18 protein-coding genes are annotated in these 16,319 nt (G+C 73.7%); 12 read left to right on the forward strand and 6 right to left on the reverse strand.

What is annotated here, in order from left to right:
• Positions 1-8 precede the first annotated feature (8 nt).
• From AC6JBM_RS24330 to AC6JBM_RS24340, 3 genes are read left to right on the forward strand one after another with little or no spacing between them, the layout of a single operon-like run.
• Complete coding sequence (locus AC6JBM_RS24330; protein WP_350623727.1) at positions 9-923, forward strand: carbohydrate ABC transporter permease; 915 nt, start codon at positions 9-11, stop codon at positions 921-923.
• A 22-nt stretch (positions 924-945) separates the two neighbouring features.
• On the forward strand, positions 946-1,758 hold the full coding sequence (locus AC6JBM_RS24335; RefSeq protein WP_350623729.1) for a carbohydrate ABC transporter permease: 813 nt from the start codon (positions 946-948) through the stop codon (positions 1,756-1,758).
• Positions 1,759-1,765: 7 nt separating this feature from the next.
• Positions 1,766-3,115 carry an FAD-dependent oxidoreductase gene (locus AC6JBM_RS24340; protein WP_497985879.1) on the forward strand — a complete coding sequence of 450 codons (1,350 nt, stop codon included), beginning with the start codon at positions 1,766-1,768 and terminating at the stop codon, positions 3,113-3,115.
• 10 nt (positions 3,116-3,125) lie between these two features.
• Here AC6JBM_RS24340 and AC6JBM_RS24345 read toward each other — a convergent pair whose 3' ends face one another.
• Positions 3,126-3,620, reverse strand: coding sequence for a DUF4240 domain-containing protein (locus AC6JBM_RS24345; protein ID WP_497985880.1), 495 nt, complete (start codon positions 3,618-3,620; stop codon positions 3,126-3,128).
• 60 nt (positions 3,621-3,680) lie between these two features.
• Here AC6JBM_RS24345 and AC6JBM_RS24350 point away from each other — a divergent pair, with 60 nt between their 5' ends.
• Positions 3,681-4,979: an enolase C-terminal domain-like protein gene (locus AC6JBM_RS24350; RefSeq protein ID WP_497985881.1), complete on the forward strand. Its 1,299-nt coding sequence runs from the start codon at positions 3,681-3,683 to the stop codon at positions 4,977-4,979.
• Positions 4,976-5,809, forward strand: a complete 834-nt coding sequence (locus tag AC6JBM_RS24355) for an NAD-dependent epimerase/dehydratase family protein (protein WP_497985882.1) — start codon at positions 4,976-4,978, stop codon at positions 5,807-5,809. Before AC6JBM_RS24350 ends, AC6JBM_RS24355 begins: the two co-directional genes overlap by 4 nt.
• 1,322 nt (positions 5,810-7,131) lie before the next feature.
• Here the strand turns inward: AC6JBM_RS24355 and AC6JBM_RS24360 are convergent.
• A complete protein-coding gene (locus AC6JBM_RS24360) occupies positions 7,132-7,356 on the reverse strand; it encodes a hypothetical protein (RefSeq protein WP_497985883.1) in 225 nt (74 codons plus the stop codon).
• A gap of 331 nt (positions 7,357-7,687) precedes the next feature.
• Here AC6JBM_RS24360 and AC6JBM_RS24365 point away from each other — a divergent pair, with 331 nt between their 5' ends.
• From AC6JBM_RS24365 to AC6JBM_RS24375, 3 genes are read left to right on the forward strand one after another with little or no spacing between them, the layout of a single operon-like run.
• Complete coding sequence (locus AC6JBM_RS24365) at positions 7,688-8,752, forward strand: hypothetical protein (RefSeq protein WP_497985884.1); 1,065 nt, start codon at positions 7,688-7,690, stop codon at positions 8,750-8,752.
• Between the two features lie 58 nt (positions 8,753-8,810).
• Complete coding sequence (locus tag AC6JBM_RS24370) at positions 8,811-9,716, forward strand: ABC transporter ATP-binding protein (protein ID WP_497985885.1); 906 nt, start codon at positions 8,811-8,813, stop codon at positions 9,714-9,716.
• The gene (locus AC6JBM_RS24375; RefSeq protein ID WP_497985886.1) at positions 9,713-10,528 is read left to right on the forward strand and encodes an ABC transporter permease; all 816 of its coding nucleotides are present in this window, start codon (positions 9,713-9,715) and stop codon (positions 10,526-10,528) included. Before AC6JBM_RS24370 ends, AC6JBM_RS24375 begins: the two co-directional genes overlap by 4 nt.
• On the opposite strand, the gene AC6JBM_RS24380 is transcribed toward AC6JBM_RS24375, so the two are convergent.
• Positions 10,525-11,280 carry an esterase/lipase family protein gene (locus AC6JBM_RS24380; RefSeq protein WP_497985887.1) on the reverse strand — a complete coding sequence of 252 codons (756 nt, stop codon included), beginning with the start codon at positions 11,278-11,280 and terminating at the stop codon, positions 10,525-10,527. The two genes, AC6JBM_RS24375 and AC6JBM_RS24380, sit on opposite strands and share 4 nt — an antisense overlap.
• Before the next feature lie 88 nt (positions 11,281-11,368).
• On the opposite strand from AC6JBM_RS24380, the gene AC6JBM_RS24385 reads away from it, so the two are divergent.
• Genes AC6JBM_RS24385 through AC6JBM_RS24395 form a run of 3 tightly spaced genes read left to right on the forward strand, consistent with a single transcriptional unit; the run spans position 11,369 to position 13,565 of the window.
• Positions 11,369-12,199, forward strand: a complete 831-nt coding sequence (locus tag AC6JBM_RS24385; RefSeq protein WP_497985888.1) for an alpha/beta fold hydrolase — start codon at positions 11,369-11,371, stop codon at positions 12,197-12,199.
• A gap of 33 nt (positions 12,200-12,232) precedes the next feature.
• Complete coding sequence (locus AC6JBM_RS24390) at positions 12,233-12,769, forward strand: hypothetical protein (protein ID WP_497985889.1); 537 nt, start codon at positions 12,233-12,235, stop codon at positions 12,767-12,769.
• Entirely contained in the window at positions 12,762-13,565 is an 804-nt protein-coding gene (locus AC6JBM_RS24395; protein WP_497985890.1) for a MerR family transcriptional regulator, read from the forward strand. Before AC6JBM_RS24390 ends, AC6JBM_RS24395 begins: the two co-directional genes overlap by 8 nt.
• Before the next feature lie 355 nt (positions 13,566-13,920).
• Here the strand turns inward: AC6JBM_RS24395 and AC6JBM_RS24400 are convergent, their stop codons facing one another.
• Genes AC6JBM_RS24400 through AC6JBM_RS24410 form a run of 3 tightly spaced genes read right to left on the reverse strand, consistent with a single transcriptional unit; the run spans position 13,921 to position 15,387 of the window.
• Positions 13,921-14,439, reverse strand: a complete 519-nt coding sequence (locus AC6JBM_RS24400) for a hypothetical protein (protein WP_497985891.1) — start codon at positions 14,437-14,439, stop codon at positions 13,921-13,923.
• A 10-nt stretch (positions 14,440-14,449) separates the two neighbouring features.
• Positions 14,450-14,965 carry a hypothetical protein gene (locus AC6JBM_RS24405; protein WP_497985892.1) on the reverse strand — a complete coding sequence of 172 codons (516 nt, stop codon included), beginning with the start codon at positions 14,963-14,965 and terminating at the stop codon, positions 14,450-14,452.
• Between the two features lie 38 nt (positions 14,966-15,003).
• Positions 15,004-15,387, reverse strand: a complete 384-nt coding sequence (locus AC6JBM_RS24410) for a BlaI/MecI/CopY family transcriptional regulator (protein ID WP_497985893.1) — start codon at positions 15,385-15,387, stop codon at positions 15,004-15,006.
• Positions 15,388-15,422: 35 nt separating this feature from the next.
• Here AC6JBM_RS24410 and AC6JBM_RS24415 point away from each other — a divergent pair, with 35 nt between their 5' ends.
• A complete protein-coding gene (locus tag AC6JBM_RS24415) occupies positions 15,423-16,316 on the forward strand; it encodes a M48 family metalloprotease (RefSeq protein WP_497985894.1) in 894 nt (297 codons plus the stop codon).
• Positions 16,317-16,319: the final 3 nt, after the last annotated feature.

Below are 16,319 nucleotides of genomic sequence, written 5' to 3' on the forward strand. Positions count from 1 at the left end.
GCGGAACCATGGCCTCCACTCCCGCGATCCTCACGCGCGGGCTGACCGGACGGCAGCAGCGGGCAGGCATCGCCTTCGCCCTGCCCGCTGCTCTGCTGTTCGCGGTCATCCTGGCGTACCCCATCTTCGAGAGCTTCCGCACCTCGCTGTTCTCGATCGATCTGCTCACCGGCGACGCGTCGTTCGTGGGCCTGGGCAACTTCGGCGACGTGTTCGCCGACCGGACCCTCTGGTCGACCATCGGCCACACCCTGGTGTGGACGGTGCTGTCGCTCGCCGGCCAGCTCGGGCTCGGGCTCGCCGCCGCACTGCTCATCGACGCCGACTGGCCCGGCATGCGCTGGATCCGTCAGCTGCTGCTCATCCCGTACGTGGTGCCGGTCATCGCCAGCGCCCTGGTGTGGCAGTGGATGCTCGACGGGCACTACGGCATCATCAGCACCAGCCTGCAGACCTGGGGCGCGCTCGACCCGGGCGCCAACCCGCTGGGGCAGGAGAGCACCTCGCTCGCCACCGTCGTGCTGGTCAACATCTGGCGCGGCTTCCCGTTCGCGATGCTCGTGTTCTGGGCGCGCATGCAGAGCATCGACAAGGCGCAGTACGAGGCGGCGCGCGTCGACGGCGCCGGTCCGTGGCGCGAGTTCGTGCACGTGACCCTGCCCAACCTGCGCTCCGCCGCGCTGTCGCTGCTGGCGCTGCGTGGCATCTGGACCCTCATGTACTTCGAGCTGGTGTGGCTGCTGACCCGCGGCGGCCCGGCCGGGTCCTCCGAAGTCCTGTCGACATACATCTACAAGGTGGTCATGGGTGAGTTCCGCGTCGGTTACGCAGCAGCGATCGCATCCCTTGCCGGGCTCTTCCTCGGCTTCGTCGGGCTCGTCGGCTGGATCCTCCACCGGGTCCGGGTCCGTCGCGCGGCCTGAGCGGCGGCGGACGAAGGCGGCCGTGGCCGGGATCGCCGGCCGGGTCGTCGCGCTCGCCCTCATCGTCTTCTTCGCCGTCGGGCCGATCCTCTGGATGGTCGTGAGCTCGGTACGCCCGGCCGACCAGCTCTTCCAGAGCCACCCGTCGGTCGTGCCGACCGCGGTCACCGGCGCCTGGTACGACGAGGTCTTCGGCTCCGGCGCGCTGCGCTGGTTCGCCAACAGCTTCGTGGTCGCGGTCGTGACGACCCTCGTCTCGCTCGCCCTCGGCACGGCGGCCGGATACTCGGTCACCCGCTTCACCTTCCCGGGGCGGCGGGTGCTGCTGGCCTGCCTGGGCATCTCGTACCTCTTCCCGGCGATCCTGCTGCTCGTCCCGCTCTACCTGGTGCTCGCCTCGCTCGGCCTGGCCGGCTCACTGCTCGGCATCGTCATCGCGCACCTGACAATCACGCTGCCGCTCACGACCTGGCTCATGAAGAGCTTCGTGGAGGCGGTACCGCGCGAGCTCGAGGAGGCCGCGTGGGTCGACGGCCTCGGCTACTTCGGCGCCTTCGTGCGCGTCACGCTGCCGCTGCTGCGCACCGGCCTGGCCACGACCGCCATGTTCGCCTTCATCCTGTCCTGGGACGAGTTCCTGCTCGCCAGCGTCATCGCCCAGGGCGACACCGTCACCGCGCCGGTCGGCATGGCCGGGCTCGTGACCTCGTTCGACATCCGCTGGGGCGCCATCATGGCGCTGAGCACCCTCGTGACCATCCCCGTCGTCGTCCTCTTCTTCGTACTGCAGCGCTACTACGAGAAGGGCCTGACGGCCGGCAGCGTGAAAGGCTGAGTCTCCCGTGAGCCCCACCTCCACCGACCTCACTCCCGAGCCGCCGGTCACCCCGCAGGTGCTCGTCGTCGGCGCCGGATCGGCCGGCGTCGCCGCGGCGGTCGCGGCCGCCGAGTCGGGCGCCGACACCCTGCTCGTCGAGGCGACCGGCCACGTCGGCGGGACGCTCGCGTGGCAGCTGCTCGAGCACAGCGCCGGCTTCCACGACGCCGCCGGCAACCAGGTCACCGGCGGCGTCGGGCAGCGGATCGTCGCGCTGCTGCAGCGCTACGGCGGCTCGCCCGGGCACATTCCGGACGACGTCGGCTACACCGCGACCCGCACCCCGGTCAACCACGCCGAGCTGGCGATGGCCGAGGCGGTGCTGCTGCACGAGTCCGGCGCGCGCCTGATGCTCAACACGGCCGTCACCGGCGTGTCCACGGAGGGCTCGGCGGTGACCGAGGTCCGCGTCGAGACGGCCGGCGTCGGCGGCACCGTCATCCGCCCGGCCCTCGTCGTGGACTGCTCCGGCGACGCCGTCGTCTTCGCGCTCGCCGGCGCCGCGATGCAGACCGACCGCCCGGGCCGCACCCAGCCGGTCTCGCTGCTGCTGAAGCTCGGCGGCGTCGACTTCGGCCCGCTGCTGGACTACGCCCGGACCCACCCGGACGACCTCCGCCCCGGCGGCCGCGTCGGGGCGGCCGACGACGACCACGTGAACCTGTGGGGCCTCGGCGCGCTGCTCGCGGCCGGCCACGCCGACGGCCGGCTGTCGTGGCGGCGCACCGAGCTGCACCTGGCCGGCTGGCCGACCCGGGGCGAGGCCGTGCTCAACGTGACCCGCACGGTGTCGGGGTACACCGTCCTGGCCCGGCAGGTGCTGGAGACCGTGGACTGGTTCCGCCGCTACGTGCCCGGGGGCGCGAACGCGTACCTCGCCGCCGTCGCCGACCGCGTCGGAGTCCGCGAGTCCCGGCGGATGCTCGGCCGGCGCACGCTCACCCAGGACGACGTGCTCGGCGCCCGCCGCGACGACACCGCCATCGGCATGGCCGCGTTCCCGATCGACGTGCACGACGCCGACGCGCCCGGGCTCTCGCACACCGACGGGCTGCCGGCCGCGTACGACATTCCGTTCGGCACCCTCGTCGCCCAGGACCTGACCAACCTCCTGGCCGGCGGCCGCTGCATCTCGACCACCCACGAGGCCAACGGATCGGCCCGCATCACCGCCACCTGCTTCACGACGGGCGAGGCGGCCGGGACGGCGGCGGCCCTGGCCGCGCTCGGCGGCTTCGACGCGCACGCGGTGGACGTGGGCAAGCTCCAGGCGGCCCTGCGCGCCCGGGGCGTGATCGGCGCCCGCGGCCGCTGAGGCCGCTGGACTACTGGAACAGGGCGGCGAGGCGGGGCAGCCGCCGCTCGTTCTCGGCCTCGTCCTCGACGTCCCAGCGCTCGCCCCGGGCCGGCCCCGCCGGCCCGGCCGGCCGCCCGGCGGCGAGCGCGGCGTCGAACGCGTCCACGTCGCCGGTGCGGGCGCGGTAGGCGTTGCGGGCGGCGTAGTGCAGGGCCTCGTAGCCGAGCCAGCCGGAGCCGGCCGCCATCTCCCGCACGATCGGCAGGTCGGCCAGCGAGTCGGGATCGGCGCACGCGCCCTCGAAGGCGGCCCGGCCCTGCAGCATCAGCCCGGCCCGGAAGTCCCGGAAGCCGTCGTCGCCGCAGCCGCCCTCGATGAGGTACGCGGCGGCCCAGAGCGGCCCGAGGTAGGCGGCGTCGAGCACCTGCGAGTATCGCCGCGCGAAGGCCACGATCTCGTCGGGCGTCAGCTCGGCGAGGTCCGCCCCGCCCTCGATCAGCTCCCAGAACCTCTCGATCTCCACAGCGGTGACGGTAGCCCCTTCGCATACCTGGTGCAGGAGCGGCCCTCCTAGACTGGGCGGGTGAGCGCCGCACACGATCCCAACGCCCTGCTCGACGAACACGGTGGACTGCCCGAGGCGCGCCCGCCGTGGCCGGCCCGCGACCGGCTGCGCATCACCGCCGTCCGGCCGATCGTCACCGCGCCCGAGGGGCTGCCGCTCGTGGTGGTGAAGGTGGAGACCAGCGAGCCCGGGCTCTACGGGCTCGGCTGCGCCACCTTCACCCAGCGCTACGCCGCCGTCGCCGCGGCCGTGGCCGAGCACGTGGGGCCGCTCGCGATCGGGCGGCACCCGGCCGACATCGAGGACATCACGCGGACGGTGCACTTCTCGTCGTACTGGCGCAACGGCCCGGTGCTGAACAACGCCCTCTCGGGGCTGGACCAGGCGTTGTGGGACATCGCCGGCAAGCGCGCCGGGGTGCCGGTCTACGAGCTGCTCGGCGGCCGGGTCCGCGGCGGCGTGGAGGTCTACACGCACGCGTCGGGCGACACGACCGGGGAGGTCCTGGACGAGGCCGAGCGGCTCATCGCCCAGGGCTACCGCTGCATCCGCATCCAGCGCGCCGAGCCCGGGCTGGGCAGCTACGGGGCGCCCGGCACCGGCGGGCACTACCCGGGCTCGCCGAACCCGGACGGCTGGGACCCGGAGCGGTATCTGCGCGGGACCCCGGCGCTGTTCGCGGCCGCCCGCGAGCGCCTCGGCCTCCAGATCAACCTCATGCACGACGTGCACAGCCGGCTCACCCCGAAGCAGGCGGTCGTGCTGGCGCGGGCGCTGGAGCCCTTCGGGCTGTCGTTCCTGGAGGACGTGATCCCGCCGGAGCACTACGACCGCCTGCCGGAGGTGCGGGCGGCGTCCCCGGTGCCGCTGGCCGTCGGCGAGCAGGTCGGCTCGGTGCCGGACGCGGCGCGGCTGGTCCGCGACGGCGGCGTCGACCTGATCCGCCTGCACACGTCGGCGATCGGCGGCCTGACCCCGACCCGCAAGCTCGCCGCCCTCGCCGAGCTGTGCGGCGTGCGGACCGCGTTCCACTCCCCCGCTGACGTCTCGCCGGTCGGGGTCGCGGCCAACCTCGCGGTCGACGTCTCCAGCCCGGCGTTCGGGTTCCAGGAGTCGCACGAGTACAACGAGGCCACCCACGAGGTCTTCCCCGGCTGCCCGGACGTCGTGCGCGGCTACATGCAGCCGTCGGACGAGCCGGGCTGGGGCGTCGACCTCGACGAGCGCAAGGCGGCGCAGTTCCCGCCGACCAAGTTCCTGTTCGACCGCTGGGCGGCCGTGGTGCGCCGCCCCGACGGCGCACTGGAGGCCCCGTGAGGGTCCTGGTGACCGGCGCGGGCGGCAACATCGGCCGCGCCGTCTGCGCCCGGCTCGCGGCCGAACAGGTGCAGACCCACGCTTTGGTACTGGCCGAGCCCGCACCGTCCACAGTGGAGCACTCGGTCACGGGCGACGCCGGCGACCCCGCCACGGTCCGGGCGGCGCTCGGCGCCGGCGTCGACGCGGTGGTACACCTGGCCGCCATTCCGAGCCCGCTGAACGACCCCCCGCTCGACGTCTTCGCCGGCAACACCCGCGCCACGTTCAACGTCCTGGAGGAGTGCGCCCGGGCGGGCGTGCGCCGCGCGGTGATCGCGTCCAGCTACTCGATCCTGGGCCTGCGCTTCGCCGAGCGCGAGCTGCACCCGGCCTACTACCCGATCGACGAGCGGACCCCGCCGCAGATCGAGGACGCATACTCACTGTCGAAGCACGCCGACGAGGCGACGGCCGCGATGATGCACCGCCGCCACGGCCTGGACATCGTGGCCCTGCGCTTCCCGTTCACGGCCGGCTGGGACCGGCTGCGCACCACCGCCTCGACGTGCGATCGCGACCCGTCGACGATGGCCGCGGACTCCTGGTCGTACCTGCACGTGGACGACGCCGCCGAGGCGGTGTGGCTGGCCCTGACGCGCCCGGTGACCGGCTTCCACCCCCTACTCCTGGCCGCTCCGCACACGATGTCGGTACTGTCCACAATGGACCTCATCGCGCGGTACCACCCGGGGACCGAGCTGCGCGCCCCGATCCCCGGCACCGCGACGCCGATCGACACCGGGGCTATTGAGCAACTCCTGGGCTTTCGCGCGACGCGCTCCCTGTGACACGACCGCCACCGTCACACGACAAGTCGGGCGCTCCGCGCCGCGACTTGTCGGATTTTTCGCCCGACGGGGTATACGCCGGCTCAGTGAGCGCTGGTGATCAATCGTCCGTTACTGTCCGCGCCTTGGACCGCAACATGACGATTTGCGACGACCCGGTCGGCCCCCTCCCCCGGACGAATGATCAGTGGGAATACCGCTACCTTGCGCGGGATAGCTCAGTGGCGGGCAGGCCGCGCGATTCCAGGTTGAGCGCGGCGAGGCGGGCTGATCTTCGGACGGGACCGTCGCCGATATGTTCGCCATTTGCGCTGGGGCGTGGTGCGAGACGTCGTTCGGAGGCGCACTCTGGGATAATTCTTGGCATGGGGCAGATGCAGTTGTTCAGTTCTCGGGAATTGGCTGCTATGCGGGATCGGACGAAGGCCAAGAATTGGTGGCCAGGGAAAGACGAATTCCGGAAGGAACAGCAACGGCGGCGAGACTGGGGGCTGGTGAGACGGCACGCGGAGAAGCTGCGCCGCGTCTGCGGGACCGGGACACCCGCGAACGAAGCAATGGTGCCAGCCCGGCCCAAGTCAGGCCTGAGCGTCTCAGCGCTACCCGCTCCGCCCACGCCACGCCCGACCCGCAAGCCTGCACCGTCCGGGCCCACGCCGCGTCCGGCCCACAAGCCTGCACCGTCCGGGCCCACGCCGCGCCCGACCCGCATGCCTGCACCGTCCGGGCCCTCGCCACGCGCGTCTCACACGCCGGCACCGCCCGTGCCCGCAGCGCCTACGCCGGCCGCGCTCAAGCCGCCCACTCCAGCATCGCCCACACTGCCCACCCCGCCGAAGCCTGCGCCGCCGGTGTCAACACCGCCCACGCCAGCCGCGCGGTCCCGGTCCGCTCGGAGCCCGTCCCGCCCATGTTCGGCCGCGCCTACGCCTGCGCCTCTTCATCAGCGCCGCTCGCGCCCGCGCGGTCCAGGACGTCAACTGCTACCGCACCGTCTGCCGTTCGAAGTCTTACCCAGAATACCCGGCCGACGAATACCGACCGTCGCACGGGAGCGAACCGTTTCCCGCCATCGAAACAATACGGGGCACAGCGCCTTCGACGAACCCGTTGCCCAGGAGCGCGGGAATCCGCCGACTCGGCGAGCATAAACTGCACCCGATATGCGCGAGCAATTGTGCGGGTGTCATGCCGACTACGCGGGAGTGTGCCGATCGTCGTGCGTAAGGATCAGCCCGGCCAGGCGCGCGCCGACCGGCTGACGATCACCGACGACGGCGGCGCGGTCAAGGGCCTGACCGACGAAGCGGTCACCAATCCGGTCACAGCGTCGCGCACCCGGACGCACCCACCGTGTGCGGTGACCAGGCCGGTGCCGACACACCGGCCGGGGTCGCGATCTCGCGGTGGGCCACGAGATCCCACGCGATGATCGGGCCGAGCGTCCCGGCGATCACGGCCACCGGCCGCCCGTCGAGCGCGGTGACCAGGCCGGTGCCGACACACCGGCCGGGGTCGCGATCTCGCGGTGGGCCACGAGATCCCACGCGATGATCGGGCCGAGCGTCCCGGCGATCACGGCCACCGGCCGCCCATCGAGCACGTCGGCCGTGACCCCACGCGGCGGCACGCGGTCGGAGAGAGCGCGGCCACCGGCCGCCCATCGAGCACGTCGGCCGTGACCCCGCGCGGCAACACGTGGTCGGAGAGCTCGACGGGCGAATCGCCGCCACGAGCAGCTCCGAGCACCGGACGTCGGCGACGGGGTCGCGGCGGCCGGGCGGTGGTGCGGTTCGGGGGCGACGACGCCGCGATGCCGGGGCTGCGGCGCGTTCGGCTGCGACGGAGGACCATCGGGCCCGACGTACTGTTGGGCCAATGAGCGTGGTCCGGCGCGAGGCGCGGCGGCGGTGGGCGGTCGTCGCGGCGCTGGTCGGCGCGCTCGTCGCGGTGCCGCTCGTGGTCGCGTTCGCACCGGTGACGGCCGAGCGCGTCGAGCCGGCGGTGCTGCGGGACCGGATCATGGTCGCGGCGCGGGGGCCCTATCAGGGATACGTCCAGAGTCGCGGCTCCATGGTGCTCCCCGACCTGCCGCAGCTGGCCGACACGGCCGCGCTCTTCAGCGGTACGACCAGTATGCGCGTCTGGCACGCCGGGCCGGACGCTTGGCGGGTCGCGGTGCTCGACCCGGTCGGCGAGAAGGACTGGTTCCGCACTCCCGAAGGGTCCTTCACCTGGGACTACGGCCGCAATCTGTGGACCGGGAGCGCGGGTGAGCCGGCGGCCCGACCGCCGCAGGCGCCCGACCTGGTGCCGCCCGAGCTCGCGCTGCGCCTGCTGCGCGACGCCGGGGCCGGGGCCAGGATCGCCGCGCTGGCGGACCGGCGCATCGCGGGAGTCGCGGCGGCCGGCATCCGGGTCACGGCGGCGGATCCGGACTCCACCATCGGCGCCGTCGACGTGTGGGCCGATCCGCGCACCGGGCTCGCCCTCGAGGTCGACGTGGGAGGGGCGCTCACGACGCGGTTCCTCGACGCCAGCGCGGCGCCGCCCGCCGAGGACGTCGTCCAGCCCCGCGCCTCCGGGTCGAGCGGGTTCGCCGCCACCACCCAGTCCGAGATCACCTCGTCGCTGAACTCGGTGGCCCGGGCGAACCTGCCGGGCTCGCTCGCCGGGCGCGCACGGGTGCCGGGGCCGTTGAGCGCGCTGGCGGTGTACGGGGACGGGCTCTCACGGCTCGTCGTCGTCGCGGTGCCCGGGCGCCTCGGCGAGCGCACGCTGAACGCTTTGCGCAACGCCGGCGGTACACCTATCGCGACCGGATATCTGCTGCGCTCCTCGGTGCTCACCCTCGCCGTCACCCGCTCGGGGCGGCGCACGTATCTGGTCGCCGGGTTCGTCACCGCCGACCTGATCACACGGGCCGCCGGGGAGCTGCGGTGAACCACACCGACACACCGGCCAAGACACTCGGCCGCATACCGGCCGCCGGGGAGCTGCGGTGATCCAGACCGTCGCGCTGACCAAGACCTTCGGCCGCATCCGGGCCGTCGACGGCGTCGACCTCACGGTGCCGGAGGGGTCGCGGTTCGGGCTGCTCGGCCCCAACGGCTCCGGCAAGACCACGCTGATCCGGATGCTGCTCGGCCTCGTCTTCGCCACGAGCGGGGAGATCTCCATCATGGGCAAGCCGGTCCCGCGCCGGCTGCACGAGATCCTGCCGGACGTCGGCGCGCTGGTCGAGGGCCCGGCCGCGTACGGGCACCTGTCCGGCCGCGCGAACCTGCGTCTGCTCGACGCGGCCGGCCCCTCGGTGCGCGGCACCCGTCGCCGGCGCGTCGAGGAGGCGCTCGAGCGGGTCGGGCTCGGCGGGGTCGACGGGCGGCCGGTGCGCGCGTACTCGCTCGGCATGCGCCAGCGGCTGGGGCTCGCCTCGGCCCTGCTGCGCACCCCGCGCCTGCTGATCCTGGACGAGCCGACGAACGGGCTCGACCCGCAGGGCATGCACGAGATCCGGGAGCTGCTGCTGGAGATCAGCGCGGCCGGCTGCACCCTGCTGCTGTCCAGTCATCTGCTCGCCGAGATCGAGCAGCTGTGCACCTGGGTCGGGATCATGGACCGCGGGCGGCTCGTCGGGCAGGACGAGCTGGCCGCGCTGCGGGTGCCGACCGGGCGGGTCGTGCTCGAGAGCCCCGACGCCGACCGGGTGGTCGCGCTGCTCGACGGGCGGGTCGCGGACCGCGACGGCGACCGGCTCGCCATCGCCCACCCGGACGCGGCCGCGCTCAACGCGCAGCTCGTGGCGGCCGGGCTGCGGGTGGCGGAGATCGCGGCCGAGCGGCGCACGCTGGAGCAGGTCGTGCTCGAGCGCACCGGGGCGGGCACGGACCGGATGGAGCGACGGTGATCCTCGTCGAACTGCGCAAGTTGTACCGCCGGCCGCGCACCCTGGTCAGCCTGGCGCTGCTGTGCGGGTTGCCGCTCGCGGTCGCGATCCTGCTGGCCACCACCCGGATCGGCACCGCGGCGGCCCAGGGCCCCGCGTTCCTCTCCGCGGTCCTGAGCAACGGCTCGCTGTTCCCCGCGGCCGCCCTGGCGATCGTGCTGCCGCTGTTCCTGCCGGTCTCGGTAGCGGTCATCGGCGGCGACGCGGTCGCGGGCGAGGCGGCCAGCGGCATGCTGCGCTACCTCGTGGCCCGCCCGGTGGGCCGGACCCGGCTGCTGCTGGCGAAGCTCGTCTCGATCATGGTGTACGTCCTGGGCGCGGTCGTGGCCGTCGTGCTGAGCGGGTACGTCATCGGCATCTTGCTCTTCCCCGCCCAGCCGGGCGCCGAGGTGGTGACGTCGGTGTCGGGACCGGCCCTGACCCCGCAGCAGGTGACGCTGCGCATCGGGGCCGCGACGCTGTACGTCGCCCTGTCGATGCTCGGCGTCGGCGCGATCGCCCTGTTCCTGTCGACGGTGAGCGACTCGTCGCTGGGCGCCACCCTGGGCGCGCTGGCCGCGCTGGTGGCGAGCCAGCTGTTCACGGCCCTGGACGCGGCGGCCGCGATCCGCCCGTACCTGCCCACGCGCTACTGGCTGGCCTGGATCGACTTCTTCCGCGAGCCGATCCTGTGGCGCGACATCGAGCGGGGCGTCGGCATCCAGGCCGTCTACGTCGCCGTCTTCCTGGGCCTCGCCTGGGCGAACTTCGCGACCAAGGACGTGACCAGCTAGCAGGGCGGGGCCGGTCCGATGGGCGCCGTGCCGATGGCGTCGAGCACGAGCCCGGTCACGTAGTCGTCGGTCGGCAGGTCCCCGTGCCCGACGTCCCGCCCCGGGCACGCCTGCTGGATGTCGACGTCCACGGCCCCGTCGAGCCGGGCCGAGTCCGGCGGCACGACGGTCTGGTCCTGCTCGGTCCAGATGCTCAGCCACTGCGGCGGGTTCGGCACGCTGGTGCCCAGCTGCCGCAGGAGCGTGCTGCCGGGCGCGAGCTGCTGGCAGGCGGCCGGGCACGCGCCGGGGAGCCCGGCGGCCCCGGCCGCGGCGAGCTGGGCCCCCTGGTGCGGCGAGCCGAGGGTGACGACGCGCCGCGCCTTGTGCACGCCGTCGTGGTCGCGCACCCAGAGCCGGGCGACGACTCCCCCGGCGGAGTACCCGATCACGTCGACGGAGGGCGCCCCGCGCAGGGCCCGCGTCGCGGCCGCGTCGAGCACGTCGGCCTGGGCCGCGAGGTCCCCGGTGCCGCCGTCGGGCATCTCGACGACGGTGGCCGTCCGCCCCGTGGCCCGGATGGCCGCGGCGAGCCGGTCCACGCCGGCAGTCCCGCCGCCGAAGCCGGGCACGAGCAGCACCGGGCCGGGGACCGCCTGGTCCGGGATGCGCACCGGCTGCTCCCGCAGCGCGGCGCGCAGCGCGAAGCCCCCGGCGGCCAGCACCACGATCGCCGCGAGCACCGCGAACATCAGCCGCCGGCGAGGACTCATGCCCCATGTATAACGCGCCCTTGACACGGTTAGCTAATGCCATTAGCTTTTGGCTAACGCCATTAGCCAGAGCCTCTTGGAGATCGCGATGACCGAGTACCTGAACGTGGACGGCGGCACCCTGGCCTACGAGGTGACCGGCTCGGGCCCGCTGGTCGTGCTCGCCCACGGCATCGGCAACGACCGCGAGGCGTTCCGCTTCGTGACGCCCCTGCTGGTCGCGGCCGGCTACCGGGTGGCCGCCCTGGACCTGCGCGGCTGCGGCGAGTCGAGCGTGGGCTGGAAGTCCTGCACCAGGACCGACATCGCCGGCGACCTGATCGCCCTGATCACCCACCTCGGCGGCCCGGCCGTGCTGGTCGGCCACTCGATCTCCGGCGGCGCGGCCACGATCGCCGCCGCGAAGGCCCCCACGCTGATCACCGCGGTGGTGGAGCTGGCCCCCTTCACACGCAAGCTGAGCTACTCCCTGGGTGACTTCCGCGTCGCACGCTACCGCCAGGGCGCCCTGAACCTGCTGGGCGCCGGCCTCTTCGGCAGCATCGCCCGCTGGCGGCGCTACCTGGAGATCGCCTACCCGCAGCCCCGCCCCGCGGACTGGGACACCAGCCTGGCGCACATCGAGTCGAAGCTGCGCGAGCCGGGCCGCATGCAGTCCTTCCAGCTGATGGGCCGCTCGACGCCGGCCGACGCCGCCGCCCAGCTCGGCAACGTCCGCTGCCCGGTTCTGATCATCGAGGGCGCCCAGGACCCGGACTGGGTGAACCCCCGCGCCGAGGGCGAGGCGATCGTCGCGGCGCTCCCGGCGGGCCTGGGGCGGCTGGAAATGATCGCCGGAGCCGGCCACTACCCGCACGTCCAGTTCCCCGAGCAGGTCGTCGCCGCGATGGTGTCGTTCCTGGCGACGGTACGGGCTTGACCCTCACGTACCGTGAGGCGGGAGGGTGGGCGCATGAGCGAGTACTACAACGCGTTCGAGATGAGCCCCGTGCCCGTCCCCGGCCCGGACGCGGTCGCGCCGGAGCCGTTCCGGGGCATCTACGGGATGCCCGCGTTCGCGACGATCCCCACGGGCGACCTGACGGCGTCGACGGACTTCTGGATCCGCGGGTTCGGGTTCATCGACCTGTTCAGCATCCCCGGCCGGCTCGTGCACCTGCGCCGGTGGGCGTTCCAGGACGTCCTCCTCGTCCCGGCGGCGGAGGCTCCGGCGGCGGTACCGGCGATGAGCCTCAGCTTCGCGTGCGTGCTCGGCCAGCTCGACCCGCTCGTCGAGGCGTGCCGTGCGCTGCGCCCGGACTGCGTCGAGGGCCCGCGGGACACGCCCTGGAACACCCGCGACGTCGAGGTGATCACACCCGAGCACGCCCGGGTCGTGTTCACGGCGGCGAAGCCCTTCGACCCGGCCGGCCAGGAGGCGCGCAACCTCGCGGCCGTCGGGATCACCCCGCCGGGCGCCGGCCGCGGCGACAATGAGGGGCATGCCTGATGCCGCCGACGCCGACGGCCTGACCGTCGGCCAGGTCGCGACGCGGTTGGACGTGACCGTCCGCGCGCTGCACCACTGGGACGACATCGGCCTGGCCCGGCCGTCGCTGCGCACGACCGCCGGCTACCGGCTCTACACCGCCGCCGACCTGGAGCGCCTGCAGCGCATCGTCGTCTACCGCGAGATCGGCCTCGGCCTGGACGGGATCCGGGCCGTCCTGGACGACCCGGCCGCGGACGCGCCGGGTGCCCTGCGGGCGCAGCGCACCCAGATCGCCGAGCGCATCGACCGCCTCCAGCGACTCGGCGCCGGGCTGGACCGGATGATCGAGGCCCACGAGCGCGGTCTGCTGCTGACTACCGAGCAGCAGGCCGCGATCTTCGGCCCCGAGTGGAACCCGGACTGGCCGGCCCAGGCCCGGCAGCGCTACGCGGGCACGACGCAGTGGCGGCAGTACGCCGAACGCTCCACCGCCCGCACCCCGCAGGAGTGGCAGGCGGTCGCGGACGCCGTGGCCGACCTCGACCGCGCCCTCGGCGACGCGATGGACGCCGGTGTCGCACCCGGCAGCCCGGAGGCGAACCGGCTCGCCGAGCGGCACCGCGAGGTGTTCGCCGCGTACTTCCCCCTCACCCGGCAGATGCAGGTCTGTCTCGCCCGCCGGTACGAGGCCGACCCGGACTTCGCCGCCCACTACGACGGCGTCCGCGCCGGCCTGGCCACGTGGTTGCGCCACATCGTCGATGCCGCCGCACGCGCCCACGGCATCGACCCCGACACCGCCACCTGGCAGTAGCGTCCGGCCGCCGGCTAGTTCGCCGGGCGGCCCGGGCGGCGGCGCGGCGGCCGTTCGCGCGGCGGGGCGGTCGTGGCGCCCGGGATCAGGTTCGTGGTGAGCAGCCGTCGGCCCTCGCCGTGCGGCACCTCGCCGGCGCGCCGGCCTCCGCCGAGCGCGCCGACACCGTGGTCAGCCGCGGGTGGGTCCGGGTCGCCAGCACGTCGTCGCAGCCGATGACGCTGAGGTCCCGGCGACCCGGCCCTCCGCCTCGACGCCGTCTGGTCCGGCCCCGGCTAGAAGTTCGCCAGCGGTGCAGCCTGCCGCGTAGCGGCCAAGAAAAAGGCGTGGCTTGAGCCACGCTCGCTATGACATCCTAGGACGCTAGGATGAGCCGATCCCGGAGCCGACCCAGAAACGGCGCATCGCTGGGTTCCGCAACTTCCAGACGATCGAAAGCCGCCAAGACCGCCCTTCGCTCGTCGGCGCCCAAGCGCCTGAGTTCGTCGACGATCCGCGACGTCGCCTCTGCCTGAGCCCGCGCATCGATCAACGGCGGCTCCAGATCGAACAGCACACGACACGGCGCAAGGAGAACCGATACCAACCGGTCGCTGAGGTCACGGTGGTCGTGGACGGCCGAGTCCGCCGCGAGCTCGGCCACCGACTCCGCCATGTGCCGAAGGGATTCGACAATGCCCGAACCGTCCATCTCCGTGCCGTCCAGCGCGGTACGGAACTCCCGAACCTCGCCCGCGTCCATCTGCCCCAGCTCAAATTCGACGCCCTCGATGGCCTGCAAGCGCGAATCCACGTCGATCTGCGACGCATCAAGCTCAAACAGCACCACCAACGCCAGCACCGCGGCACCCACCACCCGTCGCTCCACATCCATGTCGATGGCGTCAGGCGGGGCGGCGGTGTTCCGGGAGCTGGTTGAGCCACAGGGCCAGGGCCCGCGCGACCTCCTGGTCGAAGGCGGTCCGCGCCCGGTGCGCCGGGTCGCCGTCCTCGCCGGCGGCCAGCCGGCTGATGCGCGTGCGGGTCGCGGTCAGGCTGTTGGACAGGAACGCGTCGAACGTCGCCGGGTTCGCGGCGTCCACCGCCAGCATCCCGCGCACATACAGGTCGTCGACGTCGGTGTCCGGGTCCACCGCGCACAACCACGCGGCCTGGCGCCGGCGGCCCTCCGCGGTCAGCCAGCACGGCAGGCGGTTGCCGCTGCCGTGACGCAGTGTCGTGGGAGCCTCCACGCGCAGCAGACCGGCCCGCTCCAGGCGGGTCACGCTGATCATCACGCGGCTCAGGTCGACGCGGCGGGCCGAGCCGAAGATCGCCGAGTGGCGGTGCCACAGGTCGTAGGCGCTGCTCGGGCCCTCCGCCAGCAGTACCAGGACGACATCGTCCAGTACCACCGTCATGAGGACCTCCGCCGGGAACTTCTACAGTCGTGTAGAAGTTAGCAGTCCGGCTCCTCGTTCAGCAGGTCCCGCAGGAGGCGCTCGTCCTGCTCCGACAGGCGGCTCACGAAGCGGCGCAGCACCGAGGCGCGGTCGGACTGGGCCGAGAGCAGGCGGCTGATGCGATCCGCGACGAGCCCGGCCGGGTCGCTGAGCGCGCCGTACCGGTACGCCCGCCCGGCACGCTCCCGGGTCACCGCCCCGCGCTCGTGCAGCCGGGTCAGCGTCGTGACGACCGCACTGTAGGACAGGCCGCCCGCGGGATCGACACGGTCCCGGACCTCCCCCGGGGTGAGCGGAGCACCGGCCGAGCCGAGTACCGTCAGGATCTCGGCCTCGAGCTGGCCGGGCCGCCGCCTCGGTCGCGCCTCGTCTGGGGTCACGGGCACGACTGTAGCGGGAAGGGTGCGCCGCAATCATGTTCGACCATTTCGTCTGGTCCGTCCTCGCCGTCCCGCCGCTGCTCGTCGTCGCCGTCCGGCTGCTCGCCGACCGCCTCGCCCCGGGTGCCGCGGCGCGGGCCGTGGCCTGGTCGGCCGCCGCGGCCGCGATCGGCAGCACGGTCAACCTGGCGCTGTTCGCGGCGCACGCCGCGGCCGAGGTGCCGTTCGTCGGCCGGGCCCTGGGCTGGTCCACGCGGATCGTCGCGCGGGACACGGCGTCGGAGCCCTGGGTGCCGTGGCTCAGCATCGGGCTGCTCGCGGTCGCCGCCGGATCGGTGTCGTACCGCTGGATGCGCCAGCGCCACCTCCTGCGCCTGCTGCCGTCCGGCCCCGGCGAGCCCGTGGTCATGGTCCCCGACGCGACCGCGGGCGCGTTCGCGGTCCCCGGCCGCCCGGGGCACGTCGTGGTCACGACCGGGATGCGGGACCTGCTCACCGACCGGCAGTTCGAGGCGCTGCTCGCCCACGAGCGCGCCCACCTCGCCGAGCGCCACCACCGCCTCGTGCGCATGACGGAGCTCGCCGTCGCCGCGCACCCGGCGCTGTGGTGGGTCGGCCGCCACGTCGACTACCTCGTCGAGCGGGCCGCGGACGAGCGGGCCGCGGCCGCGCTGGGCGATCGCCGTACCGTCGCCCACGCCATCGGCGCCGCCGCGCTCGCCGGCACCACGCCGCACCCGGCCGGCCTGCACGCGGCGAGCGTCGGCGGCGTGGTGCCCCGCCGGGTGAGCCACCTGCTGCGCCCCCACCCCGCCGTCCTGCCGCGGGTCCTGGCCGTGATCCCGGTCCTGGTCGGCCTCTCGTCCCTCGTCTGGACCGGCGAGGCCGCCCTCGACCTGATCCAGCTCTTCGCCGCGGCCGCGCGGTAAGCC

Source organism: Dactylosporangium thailandense, assembly GCF_059739745.1.

Excerpts from the sequence above, each read along its gene's own strand:
- AC6JBM_RS24365 (WP_497985884.1), top strand. The coding sequence starts at position 7,688 with ATGAGCGTGGTCCGGCGCGAGGCGCGGCGGCGGTGGGCGGTCGTCGCG.
- AC6JBM_RS24380 (WP_497985887.1), bottom strand. The coding sequence starts at position 11,280 with ATGAGTCCTCGCCGGCGGCTGATGTTCGCGGTGCTCGCGGCGATCGTG.
- AC6JBM_RS24415 (WP_497985894.1), top strand. The coding sequence starts at position 15,423 with ATGTTCGACCATTTCGTCTGGTCCGTCCTCGCCGTCCCGCCGCTGCTC.
- AC6JBM_RS24400 (WP_497985891.1), bottom strand. The coding sequence starts at position 14,439 with ATGGATGTGGAGCGACGGGTGGTGGGTGCCGCGGTGCTGGCGTTGGTG.
- AC6JBM_RS24405 (WP_497985892.1), bottom strand. The coding sequence starts at position 14,965 with ATGACGGTGGTACTGGACGATGTCGTCCTGGTACTGCTGGCGGAGGGC.
- AC6JBM_RS24390 (WP_497985889.1), top strand. The coding sequence starts at position 12,233 with ATGAGCGAGTACTACAACGCGTTCGAGATGAGCCCCGTGCCCGTCCCC.
- AC6JBM_RS24330 (WP_350623727.1), top strand. The coding sequence starts at position 9 with ATGGCCTCCACTCCCGCGATCCTCACGCGCGGGCTGACCGGACGGCAG.
- AC6JBM_RS24395 (WP_497985890.1), top strand. The coding sequence starts at position 12,762 with ATGCCTGATGCCGCCGACGCCGACGGCCTGACCGTCGGCCAGGTCGCG.
- AC6JBM_RS24385 (WP_497985888.1), top strand. The coding sequence starts at position 11,369 with ATGACCGAGTACCTGAACGTGGACGGCGGCACCCTGGCCTACGAGGTG.